The organism is Streptosporangium sp. G12, assembly GCF_052983175.1.
In genome coordinates this window covers 1-26,387 of sequence record NZ_JBRIQO010000022.1, presented here as the reverse complement: position 1 = coordinate 26,387, position 26,387 = coordinate 1, and the positions used below count along the sequence as shown (strand labels likewise).

The 26,387-nt window shown below is 72.3% G+C and carries 22 protein-coding genes; 13 read left to right on the top strand and 9 right to left on the bottom strand.

Annotated features, from left to right (window positions below; genetic code table 11):
• Positions 1–100 precede the first annotated feature (100 nt).
• From ACVCAG_RS30655 to ACVCAG_RS30645, 3 genes are all read right to left on the bottom strand, one after another.
• The gene (locus tag ACVCAG_RS30655) at positions 101–856 is read right to left on the bottom strand and encodes a glycosyltransferase (protein WP_440087456.1); all 756 of its coding nucleotides are present in this window, start codon (positions 854–856) and stop codon (positions 101–103) included.
• Positions 856–2,679 carry an apolipoprotein N-acyltransferase gene (gene lnt, locus ACVCAG_RS30650; protein ID WP_447190883.1) on the bottom strand — a complete coding sequence of 608 codons (1,824 nt, stop codon included), beginning with the start codon at positions 2,677–2,679 and terminating at the stop codon, positions 856–858. Before lnt ends, ACVCAG_RS30655 begins: the two co-directional genes overlap by 1 nt.
• Before the next feature lie 598 nt (positions 2,680–3,277).
• The gene (locus tag ACVCAG_RS30645) at positions 3,278–5,626 is read right to left on the bottom strand and encodes an ATP-binding domain-containing protein (protein WP_440087454.1); all 2,349 of its coding nucleotides are present in this window, start codon (positions 5,624–5,626) and stop codon (positions 3,278–3,280) included.
• Between the two features lie 172 nt (positions 5,627–5,798).
• Here ACVCAG_RS30645 and ACVCAG_RS30640 point away from each other — a divergent pair, with 172 nt between their 5' ends.
• From ACVCAG_RS30640 to ACVCAG_RS30615, 6 genes are all read left to right on the top strand, one after another.
• Positions 5,799–6,995, top strand: coding sequence for an ROK family protein (locus tag ACVCAG_RS30640; RefSeq protein WP_440087453.1), 1,197 nt, complete (start codon positions 5,799–5,801; stop codon positions 6,993–6,995).
• Positions 6,996–7,109: 114 nt separating this feature from the next.
• Positions 7,110–8,453, top strand: coding sequence for an ABC transporter substrate-binding protein (locus ACVCAG_RS30635; protein WP_440087451.1), 1,344 nt, complete (start codon positions 7,110–7,112; stop codon positions 8,451–8,453).
• A gap of 6 nt (positions 8,454–8,459) precedes the next feature.
• Positions 8,460–9,401, top strand: coding sequence for a carbohydrate ABC transporter permease (locus ACVCAG_RS30630; RefSeq protein WP_447190882.1), 942 nt, complete (start codon positions 8,460–8,462; stop codon positions 9,399–9,401).
• Entirely contained in the window at positions 9,398–10,288 is an 891-nt protein-coding gene (locus ACVCAG_RS30625; protein WP_440087447.1) for an ABC transporter permease subunit, read from the top strand. The genes ACVCAG_RS30630 and ACVCAG_RS30625 overlap by 4 nt, the downstream gene beginning before the upstream one ends.
• On the top strand, positions 10,285–11,544 hold the full coding sequence (locus tag ACVCAG_RS30620) for a family 4 glycosyl hydrolase (RefSeq protein WP_440087446.1): 1,260 nt from the start codon (positions 10,285–10,287) through the stop codon (positions 11,542–11,544). Before ACVCAG_RS30625 ends, ACVCAG_RS30620 begins: the two co-directional genes overlap by 4 nt.
• Complete coding sequence (locus tag ACVCAG_RS30615) at positions 11,541–12,512, top strand: BadF/BadG/BcrA/BcrD ATPase family protein (protein WP_440087445.1); 972 nt, start codon at positions 11,541–11,543, stop codon at positions 12,510–12,512. The genes ACVCAG_RS30620 and ACVCAG_RS30615 overlap by 4 nt, the downstream gene beginning before the upstream one ends.
• A 127-nt stretch (positions 12,513–12,639) precedes the next feature.
• Here ACVCAG_RS30615 and ACVCAG_RS30610 read toward each other — a convergent pair whose 3' ends face one another.
• On the bottom strand, positions 12,640–13,554 hold the full coding sequence (locus tag ACVCAG_RS30610; RefSeq protein WP_440087444.1) for a LysR substrate-binding domain-containing protein: 915 nt from the start codon (positions 13,552–13,554) through the stop codon (positions 12,640–12,642).
• Positions 13,555–13,717: 163 nt separating this feature from the next.
• Here ACVCAG_RS30610 and ACVCAG_RS30605 point away from each other — a divergent pair, with 163 nt between their 5' ends.
• Together ACVCAG_RS30605 and ACVCAG_RS30600 are read left to right on the top strand one after the other, a co-directional pair.
• Positions 13,718–13,912 carry a hypothetical protein gene (locus tag ACVCAG_RS30605; RefSeq protein ID WP_440087443.1) on the top strand — a complete coding sequence of 65 codons (195 nt, stop codon included), beginning with the start codon at positions 13,718–13,720 and terminating at the stop codon, positions 13,910–13,912.
• 101 nt (positions 13,913–14,013) lie between these two features.
• Positions 14,014–15,072 carry an NAD-dependent epimerase/dehydratase family protein gene (locus tag ACVCAG_RS30600; RefSeq protein WP_440087441.1) on the top strand — a complete coding sequence of 353 codons (1,059 nt, stop codon included), beginning with the start codon at positions 14,014–14,016 and terminating at the stop codon, positions 15,070–15,072.
• A 24-nt stretch (positions 15,073–15,096) separates the two neighbouring features.
• Here the strand turns inward: ACVCAG_RS30600 and ACVCAG_RS30595 are convergent, their stop codons facing one another.
• The 3 genes from ACVCAG_RS30595 to ACVCAG_RS30585 form a co-directional block, all read right to left on the bottom strand.
• The gene (locus tag ACVCAG_RS30595; RefSeq protein ID WP_440087440.1) at positions 15,097–16,032 is read right to left on the bottom strand and encodes a nucleoside hydrolase; all 936 of its coding nucleotides are present in this window, start codon (positions 16,030–16,032) and stop codon (positions 15,097–15,099) included.
• Positions 16,033–16,164: 132 nt separating this feature from the next.
• On the bottom strand, positions 16,165–16,641 hold the full coding sequence (locus ACVCAG_RS30590; protein ID WP_440087439.1) for an AsnC family transcriptional regulator: 477 nt from the start codon (positions 16,639–16,641) through the stop codon (positions 16,165–16,167).
• Positions 16,642–16,688: 47 nt separating this feature from the next.
• Positions 16,689–18,311 (bottom strand): ATP-binding protein, encoded by a 1,623-nt coding sequence (locus ACVCAG_RS30585; protein ID WP_440087438.1) that lies wholly within the window; start codon positions 18,309–18,311, stop codon positions 16,689–16,691.
• Positions 18,312–18,475: 164 nt separating this feature from the next.
• Here ACVCAG_RS30585 and ACVCAG_RS30580 point away from each other — a divergent pair, with 164 nt between their 5' ends.
• The gene (locus ACVCAG_RS30580; protein ID WP_440087436.1) at positions 18,476–19,429 is read left to right on the top strand and encodes a pirin family protein; all 954 of its coding nucleotides are present in this window, start codon (positions 18,476–18,478) and stop codon (positions 19,427–19,429) included.
• A 225-nt stretch (positions 19,430–19,654) separates the two neighbouring features.
• On the opposite strand, the gene ACVCAG_RS30575 is transcribed toward ACVCAG_RS30580, so the two are convergent.
• Positions 19,655–20,506: a LysR family transcriptional regulator gene (locus ACVCAG_RS30575; RefSeq protein WP_440087435.1), complete on the bottom strand. Its 852-nt coding sequence runs from the start codon at positions 20,504–20,506 to the stop codon at positions 19,655–19,657.
• A 72-nt stretch (positions 20,507–20,578) separates the two neighbouring features.
• Here ACVCAG_RS30575 and ACVCAG_RS30570 point away from each other — a divergent pair, with 72 nt between their 5' ends.
• From ACVCAG_RS30570 to ACVCAG_RS30555, 4 genes are all read left to right on the top strand, one after another.
• Positions 20,579–21,802, top strand: a complete 1,224-nt coding sequence (locus ACVCAG_RS30570) for an MFS transporter (protein WP_447190881.1) — start codon at positions 20,579–20,581, stop codon at positions 21,800–21,802.
• A 10-nt stretch (positions 21,803–21,812) separates the two neighbouring features.
• Positions 21,813–22,184, top strand: coding sequence for a hypothetical protein (locus ACVCAG_RS30565; protein ID WP_447190880.1), 372 nt, complete (start codon positions 21,813–21,815; stop codon positions 22,182–22,184).
• On the top strand, positions 22,070–22,492 hold the full coding sequence (locus ACVCAG_RS30560) for a DUF427 domain-containing protein (protein ID WP_447190879.1): 423 nt from the start codon (positions 22,070–22,072) through the stop codon (positions 22,490–22,492). Before ACVCAG_RS30565 ends, ACVCAG_RS30560 begins: the two co-directional genes overlap by 115 nt.
• Positions 22,493–22,664: 172 nt before the next feature.
• Positions 22,665–24,074 (top strand): dihydrolipoyl dehydrogenase family protein, encoded by a 1,410-nt coding sequence (locus tag ACVCAG_RS30555; RefSeq protein ID WP_447190878.1) that lies wholly within the window; start codon positions 22,665–22,667, stop codon positions 24,072–24,074.
• A gap of 222 nt (positions 24,075–24,296) precedes the next feature.
• Here ACVCAG_RS30555 and ACVCAG_RS30550 read toward each other — a convergent pair whose 3' ends face one another.
• Complete coding sequence (locus tag ACVCAG_RS30550; RefSeq protein WP_440087430.1) at positions 24,297–25,478, bottom strand: acyl-CoA dehydrogenase family protein; 1,182 nt, start codon at positions 25,476–25,478, stop codon at positions 24,297–24,299.
• Between the last annotated feature and the right edge of the window lie 909 nt (positions 25,479–26,387).

Genomic DNA, 26,387 nt, shown 5'->3' with positions numbered 1-26,387 from the left:
GAGCGCCCCGGACGGCCCGGCCGCGGGACCGCGGAGCCGCGTCCGGGCCGCCCGGACCGTCCGGGTGGACGCGAGACCCCGGAGCCGCGGAGCCGCGAGGTCAGCGACGGCGATCGCGGCGGCGGCGCAGGCGGGCGGGCAGGCCGGTGACGCCCCAGACGGTGATCCGCCACAGGGCCTCGACCACGATGCCGCGGCTCATCTTGCTGGCCCCGACGGTGCGCTCCACGAAGGTGATGGGCACCTCCTTGACGCGCATCCCGCAGACGGCCGTACGCAGGGTCAGGTCCACCTGGAAGCAGTAGCCGCGCGACTCGACGTCGTCCAGGTTGAGCTTCTCCAGGGCCGAGGCGCGGTAGGCGCGGAAGCCCGCGGTGGCGTCCCTGACCGGGAGGCCGAGCACCAGCCGGGTGTAGATGTTGGCGCCGCGCGACAGGAACTCCCGCGAGGCGGGCCAGTTGACGACCTTGCCGCCGGGCACCCACCGGGACCCGATCGCCAGGTCGGCCCCCTTCGCCAGCGCGGCCAGCAGCTTGGGCAGCTCCTCCGGCTGGTGGGAACCGTCGGCGTCTATCTCCACGAGGACGCCGAAGCCCTCCTTCAGACCCCAGCGGAAGCCCGCGATGTAGGCGGCGCCCAGTCCCTGCTTGGCCGGCCGGTGCAGCACGTGGACGTGGTCGTCGTCGGCCGCCAGCTTGTCGGCGATCGCCCCCGTGCCGTCGGGGCTGTCGTCGTCCGCGATCAGGAGGTGGGCCTGGGGCACCGCCTCGCGCAGCCGCCGGGTGATCAGCGGCAGGTTCTCCCGCTCGTTGTACGTCGGGACGATGACGAGCACCCGACCAAGCCTTCGCTTCATCACGCGTCTCCCACCTGCTGATCATCCTCCCGGTTCACGGAGTGCCCCACGCGGGGTCTCCGGCGCCGCCAGGCGGCGGCCACCGCACCCGCACCCACAAGTATCAGGGCCCATTCGGGCAGCGCGCCCACGCGGGTGGCGACGGTCCGCGCGGTCCTGACCGGAACGGTCAGCACGTTCATGGCCGGCACCAGCTCGCCGGTCCGCCAGGCGATCGAACCGCTCGGGGTCACATACGCCGATATGCCGGTGATCGCGGAAGTGATCACCGCTCGATTGTGCTCCACGGCCCGCAGCTGGGACATGGCGAGCTGCTGGGGCGGCAGGTTGGTCAGGGCGTAGGTGGCGTTGTTGGTCTGCACCACCAGCGGCGTGGCGCCCGTCCTGGCGGTGTCGCCCACGATGCCGTCGAAGGCCACCTCGTAGCAGTTGATCGCCCCGACGGTCACCGGGCCCAGCCTGAGATCGCCGTCGCGGGTGCCCGCCACCGACTGCCTGCCGACCAGGGAGGCCCGCTCGAACAGGGCCAGCACGAGACCCTTGAGCGGGGTGAACTCCCCGAAGGGGACCAGCTGCTGCTTGTCGTAGTAGGCGCCGGGACCGGTGACCGGGTCCCAGACGATGCTGCGGGTCGCCCGGTTGTTCTCGCCGATCCTGACCACGGCGCCGACCAGGACGGGCACCCCGACGTCCTTGACCGCCGCGTCGATCTCGTTCCGGGCGAACTCGTTGCTCAGCGGGTCGATGTCGGTGGAGTTCTCCGGAAGCACGACGAGGTCGGGGCGGGGTGTCCTGCCCTCCCTGACGTCCCGCGCCATCTGGTGGAGCATCCGGGTGTGGTTGCCGAGGACCACGGCGGGCTCGTCGCCCAGCGGGTGCATGCCCCGGCCGGGGACGTTGCCCTGGATGACGCCGACGGTCACGCTCCTGCCCTCGTCTCCGTACCGGGGAACGGCGAGGGCCGCGGCCGGCACGGCGAGCGCCCCGGCGAGCGGCAGGGCCAGCGGCAGGGCCAGCGCCCGTCCCCGGCGCGCGCCCCGGGCGGGGCGGGGGCCGGGAGAGGCGGGCGGGCCCGAGGACGCGATCGGGCGGGAGGCCGCGATCGAGCGGAGGGCGGGGAACGAGCGCACCGCCGCCAGGGCGAGCAGGCCGCCGCACAGGGCCACCGCGAAGCTCACCAGCGGCGCCCCGCCGAGCGCGGCGTACGGGGTGAAGATCGACTCCCCCTGGCTGAAGGCCACCCGCGCCCAGGGAAATCCGCCGAAGGGAAACCATCCCCGCGCCCACTCGGCCGCCACCCAGAGCGCGGCGCTCCACAACGGCCACAGGGGCAACCGGGTCACCAGGGCGACCCCCGCCCCCCAGGCGGCGTAGAAGACGCTCTCCATCGCGACCAGGCCCAGCCAGGCGTCGGCGCCGATCGGGCTCACCCAGTGCAGGCCGGGCAGCAGCAGGGCGGCCCCGGCCAGGAACCCGAGCCACGCGCCCCGGCGCGGACGGGTGCCGCGGACCGCTAGGACCGCCAGGGTCATGCCGGGCGGCGCGAGGAACCACAGCCCGAGCGGCGGGAAGGCGAGGAACATCAGCAGGCCGCCGGCCACCGCGCCCGCGACGCGGGCGGGCAGTGCCAGGCGCGAGGCAGGGGGCGGGGTCTCCGCGCCGGACGGGTCCTCCGCGCCGGGCGGGCCGTCCGCGCCCCCGGCCACCGGACGGTCCGCGAGACCGCCCGCCGGACCGCTCACCGGGCCGGCCGCCGAGCCGTCCGCGGGATCGCCCGCCGCGGGCCTCTCCGGTACCGGGACGGCCGTCTTGTCCTGCACCACGGGCGGGGCTCCTTGCGATGTCGTGCGGGCGGGTGGCGCCTGGTCTTCCCAGCCGGTCTTCCTAGCCGGAACGCTACCGCCCGGTGGGCACGCCCCCAAAAGCCCTGCACCATATCAATCAGAAACAACACTAAAGCACGATAAATCCGACAAAAACTGCCACAAGTGTCTTCAGACGCGGCAACGGGGCGGCCCGGGGTGTCCTTTTCGACACCCCGGGCCGCCCCGACGCTTGCGGCGCTCGCACGGGAGCGGGAAGAGGGCCCGGGCGACCCTTCGGACCGGTTCCGTCCCGTCGGCGGCGAGCGCGGATTGCCGTTGTCTACTGGGTGCCCGGACCCCTCCTGGGTCCAACCCCCCGCCCGGAAGGAGTGCCCCGCCTCGACGGACTGCCGGCCCTGCGCCTGGCTGTACGGACGGGGTGATCCCCCGTCACGGGCGCAGGAGACGGCGATGTCGAAAGGCGGCCGACCGGCCAGTCCCGTGCTGGACTGGGCAGCAAACTACCGAGCCCAGCGCAGATGTCAACCGTGTCACCAACTGCGGAAACATCAAGTTTTCGCAGCTGGGACATGATCGACGAGAGCCGTCAATGGTCTCATGTGATCCGATGTCTCTCAAGTCGAGCGAGCGCGCCGGGGAGCGGACCGTCGTGCACGACGCCAAGCCGCTGGGTGGCGCGGGTCAACGCCACGTAAAGGTCGCTCGCCCCGCGCGGGGACTCGCCCAGGATCAGCTCCGGTTCGACCACGACGACCGCGTCGAACTCCAGCCCCTTGGCCTCGGCGACGGTCAGCACCGCCACCTGCGCGTCCAGGGCCGCCGCCCCCGGCCCGGCCACCGCGCCGTCGACGGAGCGGACCACGATCTCCCCGAACTCCCCGGCGCGCGACTCGGGGACGATCACGACGAGCCGGCCGCCCTCGACGACCTCGGCCTTGACGACCTCGCCGAGGGAGGCCGTCGGCGAGGTCGCCCACGGGTGCGACCCTGTCTCCCTGACCGAGGCCGGGGCGGTCAGCGCCGGGTCGACCAGGGTGAGCACGTCGGCGGCCACGGCCATCAGCTCGGCCGGGGTGCGGTAGTTGACGCTGAGGGTCTCCTCGCGCCAGCGCCCCGACACGTACGGGTCGAGGACCCGGCCCCAGGAACGCGCCCCGGCCGACGAACCGGTCTGGGCCAGGTCGCCGACGATCGTCATCGACCGCGTCGGGCAGCGGCGCATCAGCATCCGCCAGTCCATCGGCGACAGCTCCTGCGCCTCGTCGACGATGACGTGGCCGAAGGCCCAGGTGCGGTCGGCCGCCGCGCGCTCGGCGGTGGTCAGGAAGACGTCGTCGCCGAGGTGGCGGGCGGCGAACTTCTCGGCGTCCATGATGTCGGACAGGCCGGTCAGCTCCAGGACCTCCTTGGCGTAGGCGAGCTGGTGCTGCCGCTCGTCGAGCGCGGCGGCGCGCTGCGCCGCCTGCTCCTCCTCGGCCATCCAGGCCCCGGCCCGCAGCACCGCGGGGTCGATGTCGCCGAGCAGCTCGGCGGCCTCGTCCAGGAGCGGCACGTCGGACTCGGCCCACCAGTTCTCCCCCGTGCGGGGCGGCTCGCGCAGCATCAGCTCGCGCTCGGCCTCGCCGAACTCGGCGGCGGCGTGGTCGAGGCGCTCGCGGGAGGTGAACAGCCCGATCAGGAGCTGCTGCGGGGTGACGTAGGGCCACAGCCGGTTCAGGGCCGCCTTGACGGGCCGCTCGGTGCGCAGGTCCTCGCGGATGTCGGCCAGCTCGTCGTCGTCGATCATGCCCTTGCCGAGCTGCCTGGCGGCCTGCCGGGCGAGCGCGTTGAGCAGGTGGCGGACGAAGACCGCGCGGGCCTCGTTGTGCGCCCTCTTGGAGCGGGCGGCCCGGCTGCGGGCGGCCTCCAGGACGTTGCCCTCCAGCCGGAGGGTGTAGCGGTCGAGCTTGATCTCGATCGGCTTGCGCGGCACCCGCTGCCGCTCGCGCACGGCCCGCGCGACGACCTGGGCCATCCGGGCGTCGCCCTTGACCGCCGCCACCTCGGGGCGCTCCTTACGGCCCGGGACGACCCCCGGGTACAGCTCGGAGACGGTCGACAGCAGCACGTCGGTCTCGCCCAGGGAGGGCAGCACCTGCTCGATGTAGCGCAGGAAGGTCAGGTTCGGCCCGAGGATGAGCACGCCCCTGCGGGCCAGCTTCTCCCGGTGGGTGTAGAGGAGGTAGGCGGCGCGGTGCAGCGCGACCACGGTCTTGCCGGTGCCGGGACCGCCCTGCACGACCAGCACACCGTTGAGGTCGGAGCGGATGATGCGGTCCTGCTCGGACTGGATGGTGGCGACGATGTCGCGCATCCGGCCGGTGCGCTTGGCCCCCAGGGAGGCCAGCAGCGCGGCCTCCCCGTTGAGGGTGGCCACGTCCTCCTCGGTGAGGCTGTCGAGGTCCAGGAGATCGTCGTCGATCCCGATCACCGTGCGGCCCTTGGTCTGCAGGTGGCGGCGGCGGGTGACGCCCATCGAGGCCGCCGGGGTGGCGCCGTAGAAGGGCTGGGCCACCGGCGCCCGCCAGTCGATCAGCATCCGGCGCTGGTCGTCGTCGGCCATGCCGATGCGGCCTATGTAGAGTGAGGTGTCGTCGGCGTTGTCGAGCCGGCCGAAGCACAGGCCGTTCTCGACCGCCCACAGGCGGCCCAGGCGCTCGGCGTACATCCCGGCGAAGCTGTCGCGCTCGGAGCGGTTCTGATGCGTGCCGCCACTTCCGCCCTGCGCGAGGACGCCGTCCAGCTGCCGCTGGGTGCGCTCGCGCAGCAGATCGAGCCGGGCATAAAGGCAGGAAACATACTCCTGCTCCCGGGTCAGCTCGATTTGACGGGTTGCCGTCGCTCCATTATCGTTGCTAGTAATGGGATACTCCGGGCCATTGCGCTGGTTGTTATGACAAACCATCACCTTAGCAGGTCCGTCGAGAAGTTTACCCGCCCCTCCGTCATCACAGCTTGATTGCGGCGCTCCCCGCCTGCTTGACGAAAATCCGCCGGGTTCCTTACATTCACTCGAAGTTAGGAAAGTTTCCTAACTTTGCGTCATCAGTGGATGCAAGGACGCACGCGGAGGATCAGTGACCCAGCCGACGCCCGGCACTCCCAGCCTGCTGCGCGCGATCAACGACCGCGCCGCCCTGCAGGCGCTGCTGGAGCGCGGCCCGCTGACCCGCCCGGAGATCGGCGCCCTCACCGGCCTGTCCAAGCCCACCGCCTCACAGCTTCTCATCCGCCTGCAGGAGGCGGGCCTGGTCGTGCTCGACGGCATCCGCGAGGGACTGCCCGGTCGCACCGCCGAGGTGTACCGGCTCAATCCCGCCGCCGCGCACGTCGCCGCACTGGACGTCACCCGCGCGGGCATCGACGTCAGGGTCGCCGACATCACCGGCGCCGTGGTCGGCGAGCACCACCTGCCCAGCCCCGGCCGCTCCGGCGGCGACGCGCTGGAGCGGGTCCGGGCCGCACTGGAGGGCGCGGGCGCCCCCGCGGCGCTGCGGCGCGTGGTCATCGGCGTCCAGGGCACGATCGACCCCGGCACCGGCAGGATGGCGTACGCCACCAGCAAGGACATGCCCGGCTGGCACATCCCGGACCTGGTCCGCACCCTCGGCGACGGCCTGGGCGTGCCGGTCGCCGTGGAGAACAACGTCAACCTCGTCGCCCAGGCCGAGCAGGCGCACGGCGTGGGCCGCGGCCACCGCGACTTCGTCCTGCTCTGGGCCGACGAGGGCCTCGGCGCCGCGCTGGTCCTCGGCGGGCGGCTGCACCGGGGCGCCACCGGCGGCGCGGGAGAGGTCGGCTACATGCCCACCCCCGGCGCGCCGACCGCCAGGGACACCGGCCGCTACGCCAACCACGGCTACCAGGCCCTCACCGGCGGCCCGGCGGTGCTCAAGATCCTCAGGTCGTACGGCGTGCGCGGCACCGCGCCCGCGCAGGCGGTGCTGAACGCCGTGCAGGCCTCGGCGTCCACCGGCAGGCGCGCCGACGACGCCCGCGCCGGACTGCGCGACATCGCCTCCCGGCTGGCCGTCGGGCTGGCCGCGATCACCTCCGTCGTCGACCCCGAGATCATCGTGCTGACCGGCGGGACCCTCCTCGCCGGCGGCGACACCCTGCGCGAGCTCGTCGAGCACGAGCTCCACGCGCTCACCATCCCCCGGCCCCCGCTGCTGCTGTCCACCGTCGAGGGCAATCCCGTCCTCGCCGGCGCGCTCGACCTCGCCCTCGCGACCGCGCGTGACGAGGTCTTCAGCTCCACCGTCCCCTCCTGACCCCCCCGAACCCCGCACGGGCCCCGAACCGTACGGACCGTACGGACCTCGCCCGGCCCCGCTGGACCCCGCCCGGAACCCCGCCAGATCCCCCGCCCCCAGGAGGCAGCCGTCGTGCACCGACGCTTTCTCACCCTCGCCCTGGCCACCCTGACGGCCACCACCCTGACCGCCTGCACCGCGGGCACCGAGAGCGCGCCCGCGCTGGGCTCCCAGCCCAGACCGTCGGGCTCCGCCTCCGCGGCGCTGCCGGCCTCCACCATCGAGCTGTGGCACGGGTTCTCCGCGCCCGCCGAGGTCAAGGCGTTCGAGGACGCCGTCGCAGGCTTCCGCACGAAGTTCCCCCAGATCACCGTCAAGCTGGTCAAGGGCGTGCAGGACGACCAGATCACCCAGGCGGTGCGCGGCGGGAAGGCGCCGGACGTCGCCTCCTCGTTCACCACCGACAACGTGGCCCAGTGGTGCCGCAGCGGAACGTTCCAGGACCTCACCTCGGTGATCGAGCAGGACGGCATCGACCTGTCCGTGCTGCCGGAGGTCTCGCGCTCCTACACCGAGTACGAGGGCAAGCGGTGCGTGATGCCGCTGCTCGCCGACGCGTACGGGCTCTACTACAACAAGGCCCTGATGAAGGGCGAGCAGCCGCCCAGGACGCTCTCGGAGCTGACCGAGCTGACCAAGAAGCTCACCGTCCGCGACGCCGACGGGAACATCAAGGTCGCCGGGTTCGTCCCGAGCTTCCAGTACTACGAGAACTCCGCCTCGCACATGGGCCCGATGGTCGGCGCGACCTGGTACAAGCCGGACGGCACCTCGGCGGTCGGCTCCGACCCGGCGTGGAAGGAGCTGCTGCGCTGGCAGAAGGAGCTCGTCGACTGGTACGGGTACGACAAGCTGGAGAAGTTCCGCAAGAGCCTGGGCCAGGAGTGGTCGGCCGACCACCCCTTCTACAAGGGCAAGATCGCCATGATCCTGGACGGCGAGTGGCGCAACGCCATGCTCGCCAACGAGGCCGGGGACATCGACTACGGCACCGCGCCGCTCCCGGTCTCCGACACCAAGCCCGACCTGTACGGCAGCGGCTTCACCGCGGGCACCGTGATCGGCGTGCCCAAGGGCGCCAAGAACCCGCAGGCCGCCTGGGAGCTGGTCAAGTATCTGACCACCGACACCTCGGCGCTGGTCACGCTCTCCAACGCGCTGCGCAACGTGCCGACCACCAAGGCGTCGCTGGAGTCGCCCGACCTGAAGAAGGACGCGAACTTCCAGACCTTCCTCGACATCTTCGCCCACCCGAAGACGAGCACGGTCCCGGCCAACGTCAACAGCACCTTCAACCAGGACTCGCTGCAGGAGTTCCTGGTCAAGTGGGAGAACGGCTCGGCCACCGACCTCGACGCCGGGCTCGCCGCGGTCGACAAGCGCCTCGACGACAAGATGAAGCTCTCCGGGGGCTGATCCTCGATGAGCACCGTCCACGCCGCGCCGCCCAGGTGGCGGCGCGGCGAGGGCCTCAAGGCCCTCCTTTGGATGTCGCCCTGGCTGGTGGGGTTCGCGGTCTTCTTCGCCTACCCCCTCGCGGCGACGGTCTACTTCTCCTTCCACCGCTACGACCTGTTCACGCTTGAGTTCATCGGCCTGGACAACTACCGCTACTTCCTGGTGGACGACCGGGCCTGGGTCTCCATCGGGAACACGCTGTGGCTGGTGGTCCTCATGGTCCCCGCCCAGGTGCTCTTCGGGCTGGGCGTGGCGTGGCTGCTCACCCGGCTCAAGGCGGGCGTCGGCTTCTTCCGCACGGTGTTCTACCTGCCGTCGCTGATCCCGGTGGTGGCCGGCACGGTCTCCTTCGTGTTCCTGCTGAACCCCTCGGGGCCGCTCAACCAGTTCATCGAGCTCTTCGGGATCGCCGCGCCCGACTGGTTCGGCGACAGGGACTGGTCCAAGCCCGGCCTGACCATGCTGGCCATGTGGGGCATCGGCAACACCATGATGATCTTCCTGGCGGCGCTGCTGGACGTGCCCAGGCACCTGTACGAGGCGGCGGCCATCGACGGGGCGGGCGCGTGGCGGCAGTTCAGGAGCATCACGCTGCCGACGATCTCGCCGGTGCTGTTGTTCTCGACGGTCACCGGCGTCATCTACGCCCTGCAGTACTTCACCCAGGCGATGATCGCCTCCCGGGTCGCGGCGGGGGTCACCGACTCCCCCGGCAGCACCTTCGTGCCCGGCTACCCGGAGCTGTCGACGCTGACGCTGGCCCAGTGGCTGTTCCACGTGGGCTTCCGCGACTTCAGCATGGGCTACGCCTGCGTGCTGGCCCTGCTGCTGTTCGCCTTCTCCACGGTCTTCACCCTCATCCTGCTCCGCAGGTTCCGCGCGTTCGACGAAGGAGGGGACCGGTGACCGCCCTCACCGCCTCGGCCACCCCGGCCGCACGGCCCGCCTCCCGCGGGCCGCGCGGCCCGCGCGGCCGGGTGATCCTGTACTGGATCGCCACCCACGCCCTCGCCGTCGCGCTGTCGCTGATGTTCGTCGGACCGCTGGTGTTCGTGGCGCTGACGGCCGTGATGAGCAACGACCAGGCGCTCACCGGCGACCTGTGGCCGCGCACCTGGAACTGGGCCAACTTCGCCGACGTGTTCGCCAGGTCACGGCTGCTGGCCTGGCTGGGCAACACGTTCCTGTACGCCGGGCTCGGCACCGCGTTCATGCTGCTGTCGTCGATCCCGGTGGCGTACGCGATGGCCCGCTTCCGCTTCCGGGGGCGCAGGCTGGCCTTCCTCGCGGTCATCACGATGATGATGCTGCCGCCCCAGGTCGTCGCGGTCCCCGTCTATCTCATCTGGGCGCGCCTGGACCTGACCGGCACGCTGTGGCCGCTGATCCTGCCGATGCTGCTCGGCGACGCCTTCTCCATCTTCCTGCTCCGGCAGTTCCTGGTCAGCATTCCCCGGGAGTACACCGAGGCCGCCAGGGTGGACGGCTGCTCGGACTTCCGGACCCTGATCAGGGTGGTCCTGCCGATGGCGCGCCCGGCGATAGCGGCGGTGGGCCTGTTCCAGTTCTTCTACTGCTGGAACGATTACTATGGTCCGCTGCTCTACGCCCACACGAACGAGGCAAGCTGGACGCTCTCCCTCGGGCTGGCGTCCTTCCGGGCACTGCACAGCGTGCAGTGGAACCTCACCATGGCGGCGACGCTGCTCGTCATGGCCCCGGTGATCATTGTTTTCTTCTTCGCCCAGAAGGTCTTCATCGAGGGCGTCACGCTGACAGGAGTAAAAGGGTGAAACTCGCCGTTGTCGGGGGCGGCTCGACGTACACGCCGGAGCTGATCGACGGGTTCGCGCGGCTGCGCGAGGAGCTGCCGCTGACCGAGATCGCGCTGGTCGACCCGGACACCCACCGGCTCGAGCTGGTGTCCGGCATGGCGCGCCGGATGCTGGCGCGGGCCGGGCACCCGGCCACGGTCGTCGCGACCACCTCCGTCGAGGAGGGCGTCGCCGGGGCGCACGCGGTCCTGCTGCAGCTGCGCGTCGGCGGCCAGGCGGCGCGGAACGTGGACGAGACGCTGCCGCTGGAGTGCGGGTGCGTCGGCCAGGAGACGACCGGCGCGGGCGGGCTGGCCAAGGCGCTGCGCACGGTGCCGGTGGTGCTCGACATCGCCGAGAAGGTCAGGAGGCTCGCGCCGGACGCCTGGATCGTCGACTTCACCAACCCCGTCGGCATCGTCACCAGGGCGCTCCTGGAGGCCGGGCACCGGGCCATCGGCCTGTGCAACGTCGCCATCGGCTTCCAGCGCCGCTTCGCCGCGAACCTGGGCGTGGCCCCGGAGCGGATCTCGCTCGGCCACGTCGGCCTGAACCACCTCACCTGGGAGCGGGCCGTCCACCTGGACGGGGTGGACGTGCTGCCCAAGCTGCTGGAGAGCCACGCGGAGGAGATCGGCCGGGACGTCGGCCTGCCCGCCGCGCTCATCCGCCACCTGGGCGTGGTGCCCTCCTACTACCTGCGCTACTTCTACGAGCACGACCTGGTGGTGGAGGAGCAGCGGGCCAAGCCGTCGCGCGCGGCCGAGGTCGCGGCGATGGAGAAGACCCTGCTGGAGCTGTACGCCGACCCGGCGGTGGACACCAAGCCCGAGCTGCTGGGCAAGCGCGGCGGGGCCTTCTACTCCGAGGCGGCGGTGGCGCTGATCGCCTCGCTGGCCGGCGACCGCGGCGACACCCAGGTGGTCAACCTGCGCAACGACGGCACGCTGCCGTTCCTGCCCGACGAGGCGGTCATCGAGGTCCCGGCCACGATCACCTCGGCGGGCGCGGCCGCGCTGCCCGTCGCCCCGGTGGAGCCCCTCTTCGCCGGGCTCATCGCCCACGTCACGGCGTACGAGACGCTGGCGATCGAGGCCGCGCTGCACGGCGGCGAGGACCGCGTCGCCGACGCGCTGCTGGCCCACCCGCTGATCGGCCAGGCCTCGCTCTCCGGCGACCTGGCCAGGCGCCTGATCGAGGCCAACCGCGGGCACCTGTCCTGGGCGACCGCGTGAGAACGGTCCTGGCGGTCGACGGCGGAAACAGCAAGACCGACATCGCGCTGGTGGCCGAGGACGGCTCGGTCCTCGCCACCGGGCGCGGCGGCGCCTTCCAGCCCCAGACCACGGGGGTGGGCGTCGCGATCGACGCGATCGGCGACACCGTGCGCGCCGCGCTCGGCCCCGGCGCGGCCACGCCGTACGCCGACCACGTGGCCGCCTACGTGGCGGGCGCGGACCTGCCGGTGGAGGAGGAGGCGCTCCGCGAGGAGATCCTCTCCCGGGGGTACGGCAGGGAGGCGACCGTCGGCAACGACACCTTCGCGCTGCTGCGCGCCGGGGCCTCCGGGCCCGCGGGGGTGGCCGTGGTGTGCGGCGCGGGGATCAACGCGGTGGCGGTCTCCCCGTCGGGGGAGGTGGCGAGATACCCGGCGCTGGGGCGGCTCACCGGCGACTGGGGCGGCGGCCTCGGCCTCGGCGAGGAGACGCTCTGGCACGCGGTGCGCGCCGAGGACGGCCGTGGCCCGGCGAGCGCGCTGGCCGCCGCGGTCCGCGAGCACTTCGGCACCCGCACCGTCGAGGAGGTGTCCCTGGCCGTCCATTTCGGCGAGCTGCCCTACGGCAGGCTGAACGAGCTGGTGCCGGCGCTGATGGCGGTCGCGGCCCAGGGGGACGGGGTGGCCCGCTCGCTGGTGGCGCGGATGGCCGAGGAGGTCGTCGTGCTCGCGGTGGTCGCGATGCGCCGCCTGGACCTGCTCTCCGTCCCGATGGAGGTGGTCCTGGGCGGCGGCGTGCTCACCGCCCGCCACCCGCTCATGAGCGAGCTGCTGGAACGCGGCTTCGCCGGGAGCGCGCCGCAGGCCAAGCTGATCGTCGCCGACGTCGCGCCCATCATGGGCGCCGCCCTCCTGGGCCTGGACGCCCTCGGCGCCACCGAGGAGGCCAGGGCCCGGCTGCGGGCCCACTTCCGCCCCCGGACATGAGACCTCTGGACATGACCTCACGGGGATGACACTCCCCGGCATGACGGGGTGACGTGATGGGCTGACATCACGCCGCGCACGGCCCGCATCTCACGGCGCGGGCCGCGGCGTGCGGGGAGCCGAACGCTCAGGAGGCCGGGTGAGCGTCCGGCAGGGGAAGGAGCGTGGCCGCCGTGCTCTCGGTGAGCAGTGCGAGGAAGGCCCCGCCGAGGGCGTCGAACCCGGTGCGAGCGTAGGCGGTGAGGACGCGGGTCACGGCGGGCCTCGGCCGGAGGATGTGGCCCTTGTACCCGCCGGGCACGATGTTGGCGGGGATGAGGGCGGGTCCGAGACCTGCAGCCGCGAGGGCTGGAGCCGATGCCGTCTGCTCGGTGCGCACCGCGATCCTGGGCCGGAACCCGGCCTCCGCGCAGGCGCGGTCCAGGATGTCGGCCAGGCCGTTGCCGGGGGCGTAGTGGACCCAGCGGCGGTCGCGCAGGTCGTGCAGGTCCACCGAGGTCGCCCCGCCGGACGCGAGGGGATCGCCGGAGGAGACGGCCACGACGAACTCCTCGGCACCGAGCGTGCGCACCGGCCCCGCCCAGGACGCGGGCCGGGGACCGACGGCGAGGTCGGCCTGCCCGCTCGCCATCGCCTCCGCCAGTTCGCCGGCGTGGCGGTGCTCGAAGAGCCTGACGTCGACCTCTGGATGGAGCCCGCTCCAGACGCGCAGCGCAGCGGGCAGCACGCCCAGGCTGATCGAGTAGACCGTCGCCAGCCGCAGCTCTCCCCCGGCCAGCCCGGTCGTCCGGCGTACGGCCGACAGGGCGCGGGCCGCGTCGGCCAGGGTGGCCCGCGCGTGCGGCAGCATCGCACGCCCGGCCGCCGTGAGGTGGATCGCCTTGGGCAGCCGTTCGAGCAGCCGCGCGCCGACCGTCCGCTCCAGAGCCTGGATCTGGTGCGACAGGGCCGGCTGGGTGACGTGGAGGGTCTCAGCGGCCCGTGTGAAGGAACCCTGGTCGACGACCGTCACCAGATACTCGAGCTGCCGCAGACTCAGCATGCACAGAAGTTATCACAAGCATAGAAAGTATAATTTTTACTTATGTTTCTGAAGGAGTGAGGCTCAGCTCACGTTGGCCGCCGGGCGCGACGTTTCGATCATCAGCGCAGGCCAGGACGCTGCGGCGTCCCGGCGAGGAAACCGGAGAGAGTGAGAACACGACGTGACCTTTCTCGGCAGCCCGCCCATCGCCGGCCACCTGGTGGCCGAGAACCACCAGGGCCGGCCGGACGCCCTGCGCGAGGAGTTTCGCGACAACTCCCACAACGGCCATGTCGGCGGGCGGCTTCTGCCGGTCCCGGACGTCGTCATAGAGAATTTTTATCGGCCGGACAAAAAACATCACTTGGACTTATGACGATGGGTCGACGCAGAATCGAGTCCCCGCCTCCGTTCACGGGCCTCCCGCGGGGGACGCGGTCCAAGGCGGAGGCTTCGCACGGATCAGGAGAAGAACCCATGAGCACGCAGCCCAAGGTCGCCCTCGTCGTCGGGGCACAGGGGGTGATCGGCCGCAACCTGGTCGACCACCTCGCGGCGCTCGGCGACTGGGACGTCATCGGCCTGTCACGCCGCGGCGGGGAGAGCACAGGCCGGGTCCGCCACATACGGGCCGACCTGCTCGACCGGGAAGACTGCGCCAAGAAGCTCGGCGAGCTCGTCGACGTGACCCACATCTTCTACGCCGCCTACCAGGACCGGCCGACCTGGGCCGAGCTCGTCCCGCCCAACCTCGCCATGCTCGTCAACGTCGTCGACGCGGTCGAGCCGGTGGCGCCGGGCCTGCGGCACGTCAGCCTCATGCAGGGATACAAGGTCTACGGCGCGCACCTGGGCCCCTTCAAGACCCCGGCCCGCGAGAGCGACCCGCACCACATGCCGCCGGAGTTCAACGTCGACCAGCAGAACTTCCTCGAGGAGCGCCAGAAGGGCTCGGGGTGGACGTGGACCGCGATCCGCCCGTCGGTGGTGTGCGGCTTCGCCCTCGGCAACCCGATGAACCTGGCCATGGTCATCGCGGTGTACGGCGCCGTCTCGAAGGAACTGGGCCTGCCGCTGCGCTTCCCCGGCAGGCCGGGGGCCTACGACACGTTGCTGGAGATGACCGACGCGGGACTGCTGGCCAGGGCGACCATCTGGGCGGCGACCGACGAGCGCTGCGCCAACCAGGCGTTCAACGTCAACAACGGCGACCTCTTCCGCTGGAACGACATGTGGCCGAAGATCGCCGGGTTCTTCGACCTGGAGGTGGCCCCTCCCCTGCCGATGTCGCTCGACGTCGTCATGGCCGACAAGGGCCCGCTCTGGAACTCCATGACCGAGAAGTACGGGCTGGAGCCGCACCCGTACGAGGACGTGTCCTCCTGGGCCTTCGGTGACGCCGTGTTCTCCTGGGACTACGACTTCTTCGCCGACGGTTCCAAGGCCCGGCGCTTCGGCTTCCACGAGTACGTCGATACCGAGGCGATGTTCCTGGACATCCTCGGCGACCTGCGCCGCCGCAGGATCATCCCCTGAGGGATCCGTCCCCCGAAACCGGCCTCAAGGCTCGATCGACTCCGCGACCCGGGCGTAGACGGTGAGCAGGAGGTCCCAGAAGCGGCCCACGTCGAGGGAGGTGCCGACCAGGGCGTTGGGGGCGCGACCCCGCAGGGCGAAGTCGGTCACGGTCATCCCGGCGGTGAAGCGGCCGGCCGTCTCGACGTCCACGACGGCGGGTTCGAGGATGATCAGCGACGGGTCGATCAGGTGGGCGATCGCGCAGGCGTCGTGGATCGCGGGCCCGTCCTCGGCGGTGATCACGCCGTAGAACCGCACGCACGGCAGGAGCAGGTCGGTGCCGAGCCGGCCCATCGCCGCCATGCGCTCCGCCACCGCCAGCGTGGTCACGGCGCCGCGGCTCACGTCGAGACCGATCATGGTCACCGTCCAGCCCGCGCCGAAGACGACCGCGGCGGCCTCCGGGTCGGCGGCGATGTTGAACTCGGCCGCGGGAGAGAAGTTGCCCCGCGTGTAGGACCCGCCGAGGATCGTGAGCCCCCGCGCCCAGCCGACGATCGCGGGTTCCCTGAGCACGGCGAGCGCCACGTTGGTCAGCGGGCCGATGGCGACCAGGGTCACCTCGCCCGGGTCGGCCCGGAGCGTCTCGATGATGAAGTCCACGGCGTGCCCGGCGGCCGGCGGGAGCGACGCCGGGGGCAGCAGCGCGTCCCCGAGGCCGGAATCGCCGTGCACCCCGGCCGCGTTCACCCGGGGGCGCAGGAGCGCGCCCGCGCTGCCCGCGACGACCGGCACGCCGCCGAACCCCAGGAACTCGCGGAGCCGCAGCGCGTTGTCGGTGGTCCTGGCCAGCTCGACGTTGCCGCCGACCGTGGTGATCCCCAGGATCTCCAGCTCGGGGCTCCCGTGGGCGAGGACGAGCGCCAGCGCGTCGTCGATCCCCGGGTCGCAGTCGATGATGATCTTTCTGGGAGGCACCCGTCCAGCTTGGAGCAATCACCTCGTTCCCGGCAAACCAGGAACATCCTCCCGGGGAGGTGCGCGGTCGCCACGCCGGGAGGACGCCGGCGCGGGCCCGTCACGCACCCGCGGGGAGCGTCCCCGGGACGGTCAGGCGCGCTCCTCGGGCCTCCCGCCGTCCTCGCCCGCCGGCTCCGGGGTGCGGTGCTCGTACGGCGTGCTGAGCACGACCGTGGTGCGGGTGGAGACGTTGGCGGCGGTGCGGATCTGGTTGAGCAGCTCCTCGAGCGCGATCGGTGAGGCCACCCGGACCTTGAGGATGTAGCTCTCGTCCCCGGCCACGCTGTGGCAGGCCTCGACGGCGCTCAGATGGGCCAGCCGCTCCGGGGCGTCGTCGGCGGCGGCCGGGTCTATCGGCTTGATGGAGACGAACGCGGTGAGCGAGAGCCCGATGGCGTCGTAGTCGACCAGCGCGGCGTATCCCCGCAGCACGCCACGCTTCTCCAGCCGGCGCACCCGCTGGTGCACCGCCGACACCGAGAGCCCGGTCTCCCTGGCGAGATCGGTGAAGCTCATCCGGCCATCCCTGGCCAGCAATGTGACGATACGGCGGTCGATCTCCTCCATCCGGTAAACGGTAACGGCATTCGGATACCGCGCGTACCGTCCGCGTGTCACGGCACGGTCCCAACCGCGATCTCCGCGGGGTCCTCCCGTCCGGCCTCGGTCTCGGCCTCGCCCTCCCGCTCCGGAGAGACGGCCTCGGCGGGCAGCGTGATGACGAAGCGGGCTCCCCCGGTGTACTCGGTGTCCAGCCGGATCGTGCCGCCGTGCTGCTCCACGATCTTCCGGCAGAGCGCCAGGCCGATCCCGGTGCCCTCGTAGGCGTCCCGCTGGTGCAGCCGCTGGAAGATGATGAAGATCTTGTCGGCGAAGTTGGGGGAGATGCCGATGCCGTTGTCGGTCACGGTCATCCGCACCTCGCCGTCGAGCCGCTCGGACTCGATCCCGATCCGGGGCGCGCGGCCGGGGTCGCGGAACTTCAGGGAGTTGCCGATCAGGTTCTGCCAGAGCATCACGAACTGGGTCCGGTCCCCGACGACGGTGGGCAGGTCGCCGACCTCGATCTCGGCCCCGGACTCCTCCACCGCCGCGGAGAGGTTGACCAGGGCCCTGCCGACCACGTCGTTCAGATCCATCTCGACGGGCTCCCGGCTGATCCGTCCCACCCGGGAGAAGGTGAGCAGCTCGTTGATGAGCACCTGCATGCGCTTGGCGCCGTCCACGGCGAAGTCGATGTAGGTGTTGGCCCTGTCGTCGAGCTGGGAGGCGTACCGCTGCTGAAGCATCTGGCAGAACGAGGCGATCTTCCGCAGCGGTTCCTGCAGGTCGTGCGAGGCCACGTAGGCGAACTGTTCCAGCTCCGCGTTGGAGCGCTTCAGCTCCTCGGCCTGGGCGGCGATCTGCAGCCGGGCGCCTCGGGCCTCCTCCAGCTCGGTGACGATGCGCCGGCGCATCGCCTCCATGTCGTCGGCCAGTTCGGCGAGGTCGGCGGGGCCGCCGGTGTCGACGTGGTGCGCGAAGTCTCCCATGGTGACCCGTCGCGAGGCCTCGCGCAGCCGGGCCAGGGGGCCGAACACTCCGATCCTCAGCAGCACCGCCACCGTGACGATGGTGACCAGGAAGGCGGCCAGGATGCCGAAGAAGGTGGCGTCCCTGACCGTGCGGGCGGCCTCCAGCTCGGCGCGGGCCCGCTCCCTCGCGTGGGCCCAGGCGGCGTTCTGGGTGTCGAGCGCCTTCCTGACGGCGTCGAAGGAGCGCTTGCTCTCCTCGGACTGCGCGGCGCTCACGCTCTCCGGGCCCTCGTCCCTGACACTGGTGATCATCGGCTCCGCGTAGCGGGCCCGCCACTCGGCGGCCAGCCGTCCCACCTCGTCGAGTGCCCGCAGCGGTTCCGTGCCCGGTGCCAGCCGCTCGATCTGCGACGACACGGAGATCTCGTCGCGCCGCCCGTCCACGTACGGCTGCAGGAACTCCTCCTTGCCGGTGATGACGAAGCCCCGCACCCCGGTCTCCTGGTTCAGCAGGGTCGCCTGCAGGCGCTCCGCCTGGATCCTGCCCACCGAGATGTGGTCGATCAGCCTGTTGGAGGCGGACGCCGCGTTCTTCAGGACCGTGGCGCCGACGATCGCCGACACCCCCAGCAGGACGGCCATGACGAGCAGCACGACGTTGAACCACGTCTGCGCGCTCCAGCGGCTCTTGCCGGATCCGCTCGGAGGTGTCTCGGTGGTCATTCGGCCTCTCACTTCACGCGGTGTCCGTCCCGCCGTGGCCGTAGGTGCCCGGCGGGGTGGACGAAAGATACCGGAACCCGCCGCCGGCCACGCACGTGATCCCCTCCCGGGGAACGACGCCACCCGATGCCCGGTATGGGCGGATCGCGACGTACATTCGCGGGATGAGCAATCTGGAAACGGATCCGCGCGCGTCGGCCTGCGGCGGCCTCGCGGACGTGGCGGCGGAGCCGGTGAACGAGCTACTGACCGGCCGGGACGTGGTGCTGGGCGGCCCCCGGGCGATGAAGGTCACCAGAACCCTGCCGAACCGGGACGTCAGGATGGTCGGCGCGTGGTGTTTCGTCGACCACTACGGCCCGGAGCGGGCGAGGATGCACGTCCCCCCGCATCCGCACACCGGCCTGCAGACCGTCAGCTGGCTCGTGGAGGGTGAGATCCTGCACCGCGACAGCGTCGGCAGCGAGCAGCTGGTCAGGCCGGGCCAGCTCAACCTGATGACCGCCGGGCGGGCCATCTCCCACTCGGAGGAGTCGCCCGCCGAGGCCGTGCTGCACGGGGTCCAGCTGTGGGTGGCGCTCCCCTCCGCCGCCCGCGACGCCGCCCCCGCCTTCGAGCACCACCCGGCGCTGCCCGCGTTGACCTCTCCAGGAGTGACGGTGACCGTCATCATGGGCGAGCTGGGCGGTGTCACCTCCCCGGCGACGATCCACACCCCGCTGGTCGGGGCCGAGGTGACGCTGGAGGCGGGTGCCGGGACCTCGGTCCCGCTGCGTCCCGGCTTCGAGTACGCCGCGCTGGCCCTGTCCGGCACCGTACGGGTCGGCGAGACGGCTCTCTCCCCCGGGCCGCTGCTCTACCTGGGCAGCGGGCGCTCGGAGCTGGCCCTGGGCGCCGAGGGCCCCGGGCGGCTGCTGCTCGTCGGCGGCGAGCCGTTCGAAGAGCGGATCGTGATGTGGTGGAACTTCGTCGGCCGGAGCCACGAGGAGATCGCCGGGTTCCGGCGGGAGTGGATGGAGGGCGAGGCGTTCGGCACGGTGCCCGGCGCGGGAGCCGCCCCGCTGCCCGCGCCCGAGCTGCCCATGACTCCCCTCAAGGCGCGCGGGCGCCGCCGCTAGCGGGCCGGGGCCCACCGGCCGCCACCGGCCGCCACCGGCCGCCACCACCGGAACCGGCACGAGACGGTCTCCGCACCACCGCAGGACGGCCGCCCGGCCGGCGGCCGTCCACGGCCACGTCCTCACTCCAGGCTCCGGCGCGGAGGGTCTCCCCGAGATCGTCGTGCACCCGCCGCACACCGGCCGATCCGGCAAGGCGGTGATCGGGAAGAACCCGCGTACCGCTCAGATCATCCGCCGGAGGGCGGTCTCCACGGCGTCGACGAGCGCGTCGCCCTCGGTGCCGGGGTGGCGGGCAAGGCCGAGTTCGACGTCCGGCAGCGCGGGCAACGCGGCCGCGTCGTGGCAGGCCATGGCCGGTTCGAGGTTGGCGGGCAGAAGCGCCGCGACCCCGAGCCCGGCCCGTAGCGCGGCGAGCACCCCGGCGAGACTGTTGCTCTCGAACGCCACCCGCCAGCGGCGCCCCGTGCCCTCCATCGCCTCCATCGCCTCCAGCACCGACGTCCGCCAGGCGCACGTGTTCGAGAACAGCACCACCGGCAGCGGGTCGGCGTCGATGGCGACCCCCTGCCCGACCGCCCAGACCAGCGGCAGCCGCACCGTCCAGCGCGGTGGCCAGGGAAGGTCCTTGACCTCGTCGAGCACGAGGTGGACACGGCCCGTGTCGTAGGCCTCCCGCATCTCCGCGCCGGAAAGGCTGAGCACCTCCAGCGTCGCGCCGGGGTGCAGCCGCGCGAGGTCGGCGAGTGCCTGGGAAAGGCGGGAAGCGGCGAGATCCTCGAGGAGTCCCACCCCGCAGTGCCCGGTGAGCGCGCGTCCTGTTTCGGTGAGTGCCTGTGCCGACAGGGCGAGGATGCGCTCGGCGTAGGGCAGCAGTTCCTCGCCCGCCCGGGTCGGCGAGACGCCGGACGGCGCCCGGTGCAGCAGCGGGCTGCCGACGGCCCTTTCGAGCTTGCGCAGCTGCTGGCTGAGCGCCGGCTGGGTACGGCCGAGCGCCGCCGCCGCACGGCTGATGCTGCCCGCTCGCACGGCGGTGACGAACGACCGCAGCAGGGCGGTGTCGAGATCACGTGCCATAAGCGTTCATTATGCCTGGTCCAACGAATTGACGGCTTCCTATGGCATTCGGGGTGACCTAGCGTTGAAGCGGTGATCAGATTTCGACAGGTGCTCGCGGTGCCGGGGATGACGCCGCTGCTGGGCGTCTCGCTGCTCGCTCGTGCCGCGATCACGGCGGACGCGACGGCGCTGACGATGTACGTCGTCATCGCCCTCGACATGAGTTACGCGGCGGCGGGGGCCGTGGTGGCGGCGCTCACCGCCGGTGTCGCGCTGGGCGGGCCGCTGCTGGGCCGGATGATCGACCGGCGGGGCCTGCGTACCGTGCTGCTCGCCACGGTCGTACCGCAGCTCGTGTTCTGGTCGGCCGTGCCCGTGCTGCCGTACGCGATCCTGCTGTGCGCCTCCTTCGCCGCCGGCTTGCTGATGGTGCCGGTCCAGTCGGTCACCCGGCAGGCGATCGCCGCCATGACGGCGGCGGGGCAGCGGCGGGCGGCGTTCGCGCTGGAGTCGGTGGTGGGCGAGCTGTCGTACATCGTGGGCCCGGCGGCGGTGATCGTGTGCGCGGCGACGGTGTCCCCCGGCGTGGTGGCGTGGGGAGTGGGCGCCGCGATCGTCGTCGGCGGGGCGGGGATCGCCCTGCTCGACCCGCCGATGCGGGCCGAGGACGAGGCGGGCGGCGAGGCGGCGGGCCGGCCCAGGCGCCGGGAGTGGCTGGGAGCGCGCATGGTCGCCGTCCTGACGATGGGGTTCGGCGTCGCGATGCTGCTCAGCGGCGTCGATCTGGCCATCGTCGCCACTCTCCGAGAAGCCGGTCAGGTCTCGTGGGCGGCCGTGGTCGTCGTCGTGTTCGGGGTGACGTCCGTCGTGGGCGGTCTGGTGTACGGAGCGCTGCCCCGGCCGATGCCCACCTGGCTGCTGCTCGGCCTGCTCGGGCTGTTGACGGTTCCGGCGGGACTCGCCCGTGACTGGCCTTGGTTGTGTGTGGCCGTCATCGGTGCCGGGCTGCTCACCGCGCCGACCCTTTCCACGGTCTCCGACGCGGTGAGCCGGCTGGCGCCGGCCGGTGTGCGAGGTGAGGCGACCGGCATGCAGTCCTCGGCGGCGAGCGCGGGGTTCGCGCTCGGCGCCCCGGTCGTGGGAGTGGCGATCGACGCGTCCGTGCCCGCGGGCGGCTTCGCGGCGGCCGGTCTGGCCGGCCTGCTCACCGCGCTGACGGGATATCTGCTCTCGCGCCGGTCACCCGCCGCGCCGTCTCCGTCGTCCTCGTCGCGGGCACGCGAGTCCTGCGACGCCGTCGCGCCGGCCCCGTGACGTCGGCCCGGTGCGGCTGTGGGCGCTTCGCGTACTCCTGGACGACGACGCCGCGACCGCCGCCGGCCGGCTGCCGGCTCGGTCCACGACCCGTTTCCTCCGTGTTCCGGCCGCACCCCTGTCAGAGCCGGTCAGATCAGCCCGCGATGGCGGCACGGTCACCCGGCGCTCCACCGGCGTCTTCTGGCATCCCAGCCTCGACACGGTGATCGAGCCGCTGGAGCCGTTCGTCGGCCCCGAGGGCAGCGACTTCGAGCCGGAGCTGCTGTGGGACCAGGCCGGCGGGCAGGTGGAGGAGTACCTGCGGGTCTTCGGACGGCCCGACCAGACCGCGGCCTGGCGCGAGCGCAGGCCCTACGTCACCGAACTCGCGGAGGCGTAGGCCGTGCCCGCGTCGGGAACGTTCAACGGGGAGCCCGGCGAGCGCTGGGTCCGCGGGACCAGGGGCGACGTCACCGTCGTCGACAGCCGCCGCCCGGTGCTGGTCCGGGAGTCGCGTCCTCCTGGTCGGCGCGCCGGGGCGGCTCCGTCCCGGCCGACGTGGCCTGGGCCTACCCCGACCCGATCCCGGCCGCCGGGAGGATCAGGGATCACGTCGCCTTCCACAACGAGGTCGTCGACATCGTCGTGGACGGCGTGAAGCTCGAAGGGCCCGTCACGCTCTTCACCGGACGCCCGCGGGAGGGGTGAGAGGGGTCCGCGGCCCACGGGCGGCCCATGGAACGGCCTCGTCCCGTACCCGCCGGGGTCACCGGAGGGTGGCCCCGGTCACGGCCTTGGCGGGAGGATGCGAAGCTGGTATGGACCGCGTCGCCAGAGATGGCGCACGGTCGACGGGCCGGTTCTCTTTGGGAGGTAAGTCGTGTCGGACGAGTTCGACGTGGTGGTTGTGGGCGCGGGCCCCGCGGGCGAGAACGTCGCCGACCGCGCGGTCAAGGGAGGGCTGAGCGCCGCGATCGTCGAGGGGAACCTGGCCGGCGGCGAGTGTTCCTACTGGGCGTGCATTCCCAGCAAGGCGCTGCTGCGCCCGGTGGAACTGGCCGCCGAGGTCTCCAGGATGCCCGGCCTGACAGTGGGCCCGATCGACGCCGCCGCCGTGCTCGCCCGGCGGGACGAGGCGGTGTCCCACTTCGACGACGGCGGCCAGGTCGAGTGGATCAGGAACGTGCCCGCGGAGTTCGTCCGCGGGCACGGGCGGCTGGACGGTCCCGGACGGGTCGTGGTGACCGGGAAGGACGGCTCGGTCCGCGCGCTGACCGCCCGGCGGGCGGTCGTGCTGGCCACCGGCAGCGACGCGGCCGTCCCGCCGATCCCCGGCCTGGTGGAGGCGTCGCCGTGGACGAGCCACGAGGTGACGGCGGCGAAGAGCGTCCCGGGGCGGCTGGCCGTGCTGGGCGGCGGCGTGGTGGCCTGCGAGATGGCCCAGGCCATGCACGGGCTCGGCGCCCGGGAGACGACGGTGCTGGCGCGCGGCGGGCTGCTCGGCAGGATGGAGCCGTTCGCCGGGGAGCTGGTGGCCGAGTCGTTCGCCGAGGCGGGTATCACGGTGCGCACGGGCGTCCGGGTGACGCGGGTCGAGCGGCCCACGCCGGGGGGCCCGGTGACGGTCCACCTGTCCGAGGGACCGCCCGTCGAGGCCGACGAGCTGCTGGTGGCCACCGGCAGGCGTCCCGCGACCGGCGACCTCGGACTGGAGACCGTCGGCCTGGAGCCGGGACGCACGGTGGAGGTCGACGACAGCATGCGCGCGACCGGCGTCTCCGGCGGCTGGCTGTACGCGGTGGGCGACGTCAACGGCCGCGCCCTGCTCACCCACATGGGCAAGTACCAGGCGCGGGTGTGCGGCGACGTCATCGCGGCGCGGGCCAAGGGCGAGTCCGACGACCTGCCGGGCCTGCGCGACGCGGCGGACGCGTACGGCGCGCCGCAGGTGGTCTTCACCGACCCTCAGGTGTGCTCGGTCGGCAAAATCGAGGCGGAGGCCCGCGCCGAGGGGTTCGACGTCCGCGTGGTCGAGTACGACCTGGGCAGGGTGACGGGGGCCTACCTGCGGGGCGAGAACTACCGGGGCAGGGCCAAGGCCGTCGTGGACGAGCGGCGCCGCGTCCTGCTGGGAGTGACCTTCGTCGGCCCCGACGTGGGCGAGATGCTGCACTCCGCGACGATCGCGGTCGTCGGCGAGGTGCCCCTCGACCGGCTCTGGCACGCCGTGCCGTCCTTCCCCGCGGTCAGCGAGATCTGGCTGCGGCTGCTGGAGACGTACGGGCTCTGACCACGACGTGCGGGCTCTCGCACGGCCTCCGGGCCCTGACGCCGACATCCGGCCCTGACGCCGACATCCGGACCCCGATGCCGAGGTACGGGCTCCGACACGGCGTCGGGGCCGGGAGGCGACGCCCCGCTCCCGGCCCTGACCTCCGTCGCCGGGACCACCCGGCGGGTCACCGGCCCGTGGACGTCCTGAACGGCGCGGACACCGTGGACGCCGTGGAGGTCACCGCCCGGCGTTCCCGGCCTCCTTGGCGAGGGCGCGGCCGATGACCAGGCGCTGGACCTGGTTGGTGCCCTCGACGATCTGCAGGACCTTGGCCTCCCGCATGAGGCGCTCGACCGGGAAGTCCTCCACGTACCCGTAGCCGCCGAGGACCTGGACCGCGTCGGTGGTGACCTTCATGCACACGTCGGTGGCGAAGAGCTTCGCCATCGCGGCCCGCGTGCCGTACGGCCGGCCCGCGTCGCGCAGCCTGGCGGCGTCCAGGTAGAGGGCGCGGGCGGCGGCGATCTGGGTGGCCATGTCGGCGAGCATGAAGCCGACGCCCTGGAAGTCGATGATCCGCGAGCCGAACTGGCGGCGCTCGGCGGCGTACGCCGTGGCGGTCTCGAAGGCGGCCTGGGCCACGCCCACGGCGCAGGCGGCGATGCCGAGCCTGCCGCCGTCCAGCGCGGCCATCGCGATCCGGAACCCCTCCCCCTCGGAGCCCAGCAGGGCCTCGGGCGGCAGCCGCACCCCGTCGAAGCGGACCTGGGCGGTCGGCGAGGACTTCATCCCCATCTTCCGCTCGGGGGCGCCGAACGACAGCCCCTCCGTCCCGGCGGGCACGTGGAAGCAGGAGATGCCGCGCGCGCCGTCGTCCGAGGTCCGGGCCATCAGCGTGTAGAAGTCGGCGGCGCCGCCGTGGGTGATCCAGGCCTTCACCCCGTCGACGGTGTAGCCGGCGGGACCGGCGGAGCCGCCGTCCCCGGGAACCGCCCTGGTCGTCAGCGCGGCGGCGTCGGACCCCGACTGCGGCTCCGACAGGCAGTAGGCGCCCAGCCACTCGCCGCCCAGCATCTCGGGAAGCAGCGCGGCGCGCTGCTCGGCGGTGCCGTAGGCGGCCACCGGGAAGCACGACAGCGTGTGGACCGACAGGCCGAGACCGACCGCCAGCCAGCCGGCCGCGAGTTCCTCGATCACCTGCAGGTAGACCTCGTAGGGCTGCGCCGCCCCGCCGTGCTCCTCGGGGTAGGGCAGGCCGAGCAGCCCCGCGCGGCCGAGCGTGGTGAACACCTCCCGGGGGAAGCGCCCGGCGGACTCGTCGGCCGCGGCCCGGGGGGCGACCTCCTTGCCGATCAGGTCGCGGACCAGGTCCAGGAGGTCATGGGCGTCGCCGGTCGGCAGAACGCGCTCAACGGTCATCTGAGTCCTTCCAGCGTGGAGACCCGCCCCAGGGTTCGCGGGGAGGGGGTCGTGTCCACGGGCTCCGGGTCCCGGCGCGGGGTCCTGGAGCGGAGTCCCGGCACGGGGTCGCGGCGCGGACGACGAAAGGGCGGCCGGGGTCACCGGCCACCCCGATTCTGGCACCCGCCCCCCGGGCGCCGCCACGCGACCGTGCCGTGCGCGGCCGTGCCGTGCGCGGCCGTCCGGGAGCCGCCGTCCGGGAGCCGCCGGGTAGGGAAGACAACGGTGCCGGTCCCCACAGGGTGCCACCGGCCACCATGACGCCCACCACGGGCACGTTCATCACCGCGGCGCTTGTCGGCCGGGCGACCGGCGCGAAGCGCGGCCCGTAACCGCGACAGGGCGGCGGGTCACATCGACATCACACCAGTGTCCGCGTTCGTTCACATCAGTGCGGTCAACACCCGCTGTCATCGACCGTACAGGACCTTCCGACCCGCGGCCCGGAGGCCGGCACGACGACCCGGGCCACCGGCTACGGGCACCGAAAAGAGGGTTGAACAGGCGATATAACCGTCTGCGGCCGGAGACCCGCACCGCACGCCATCGCCACTGCCGCAGGATGTCGACCGCACGGAGACGAATTTCTTGTAGCGAGATGTTGACATCCCGCCTGTAAAGCCTAAACACTTTGCGGAAATACAACAGAAACATGAATGCGACCCGATCGCCGGCCCTTCATCGGGAATCAATCGCCCCATTGTCAAGCTCGCAGGGACGAGGTGCACGCAGTGATGTTAGCGCTAACAACTGTTCGTGCGCCCGTCGATGCGCCATGCGCCCATTGTCTCTGAGGCCTCGCCGTGAGTGCGCGGCCGTGATGTCGCCCCTCGACGTCTTCTCCCCGATTCCCGGAAAGGATGCCCG

Excerpts from the sequence above, each read along its gene's own strand:
- ACVCAG_RS30655 (WP_440087456.1), bottom strand. The coding sequence starts at position 856 with ATGAAGCGAAGGCTTGGTCGGGTGCTCGTCATCGTCCCGACGTACAAC.
- ACVCAG_RS30645 (WP_440087454.1), bottom strand. The coding sequence starts at position 5,626 with ATGGTTTGTCATAACAACCAGCGCAATGGCCCGGAGTATCCCATTACT.
- ACVCAG_RS30630 (WP_447190882.1), top strand. The coding sequence starts at position 8,460 with ATGAGCACCGTCCACGCCGCGCCGCCCAGGTGGCGGCGCGGCGAGGGC.
- ACVCAG_RS30610 (WP_440087444.1), bottom strand. The coding sequence starts at position 13,554 with ATGCTGAGTCTGCGGCAGCTCGAGTATCTGGTGACGGTCGTCGACCAG.
- ACVCAG_RS30600 (WP_440087441.1), top strand. The coding sequence starts at position 14,014 with ATGAGCACGCAGCCCAAGGTCGCCCTCGTCGTCGGGGCACAGGGGGTG.
- ACVCAG_RS30590 (WP_440087439.1), bottom strand. The coding sequence starts at position 16,641 with ATGGAGGAGATCGACCGCCGTATCGTCACATTGCTGGCCAGGGATGGC.
- ACVCAG_RS30585 (WP_440087438.1), bottom strand. The coding sequence starts at position 18,311 with ATGACCACCGAGACACCTCCGAGCGGATCCGGCAAGAGCCGCTGGAGC.
- ACVCAG_RS30580 (WP_440087436.1), top strand. The coding sequence starts at position 18,476 with ATGAGCAATCTGGAAACGGATCCGCGCGCGTCGGCCTGCGGCGGCCTC.
- ACVCAG_RS30575 (WP_440087435.1), bottom strand. The coding sequence starts at position 20,506 with ATGGCACGTGATCTCGACACCGCCCTGCTGCGGTCGTTCGTCACCGCC.
- ACVCAG_RS30550 (WP_440087430.1), bottom strand. The coding sequence starts at position 25,478 with ATGACCGTTGAGCGCGTTCTGCCGACCGGCGACGCCCATGACCTCCTG.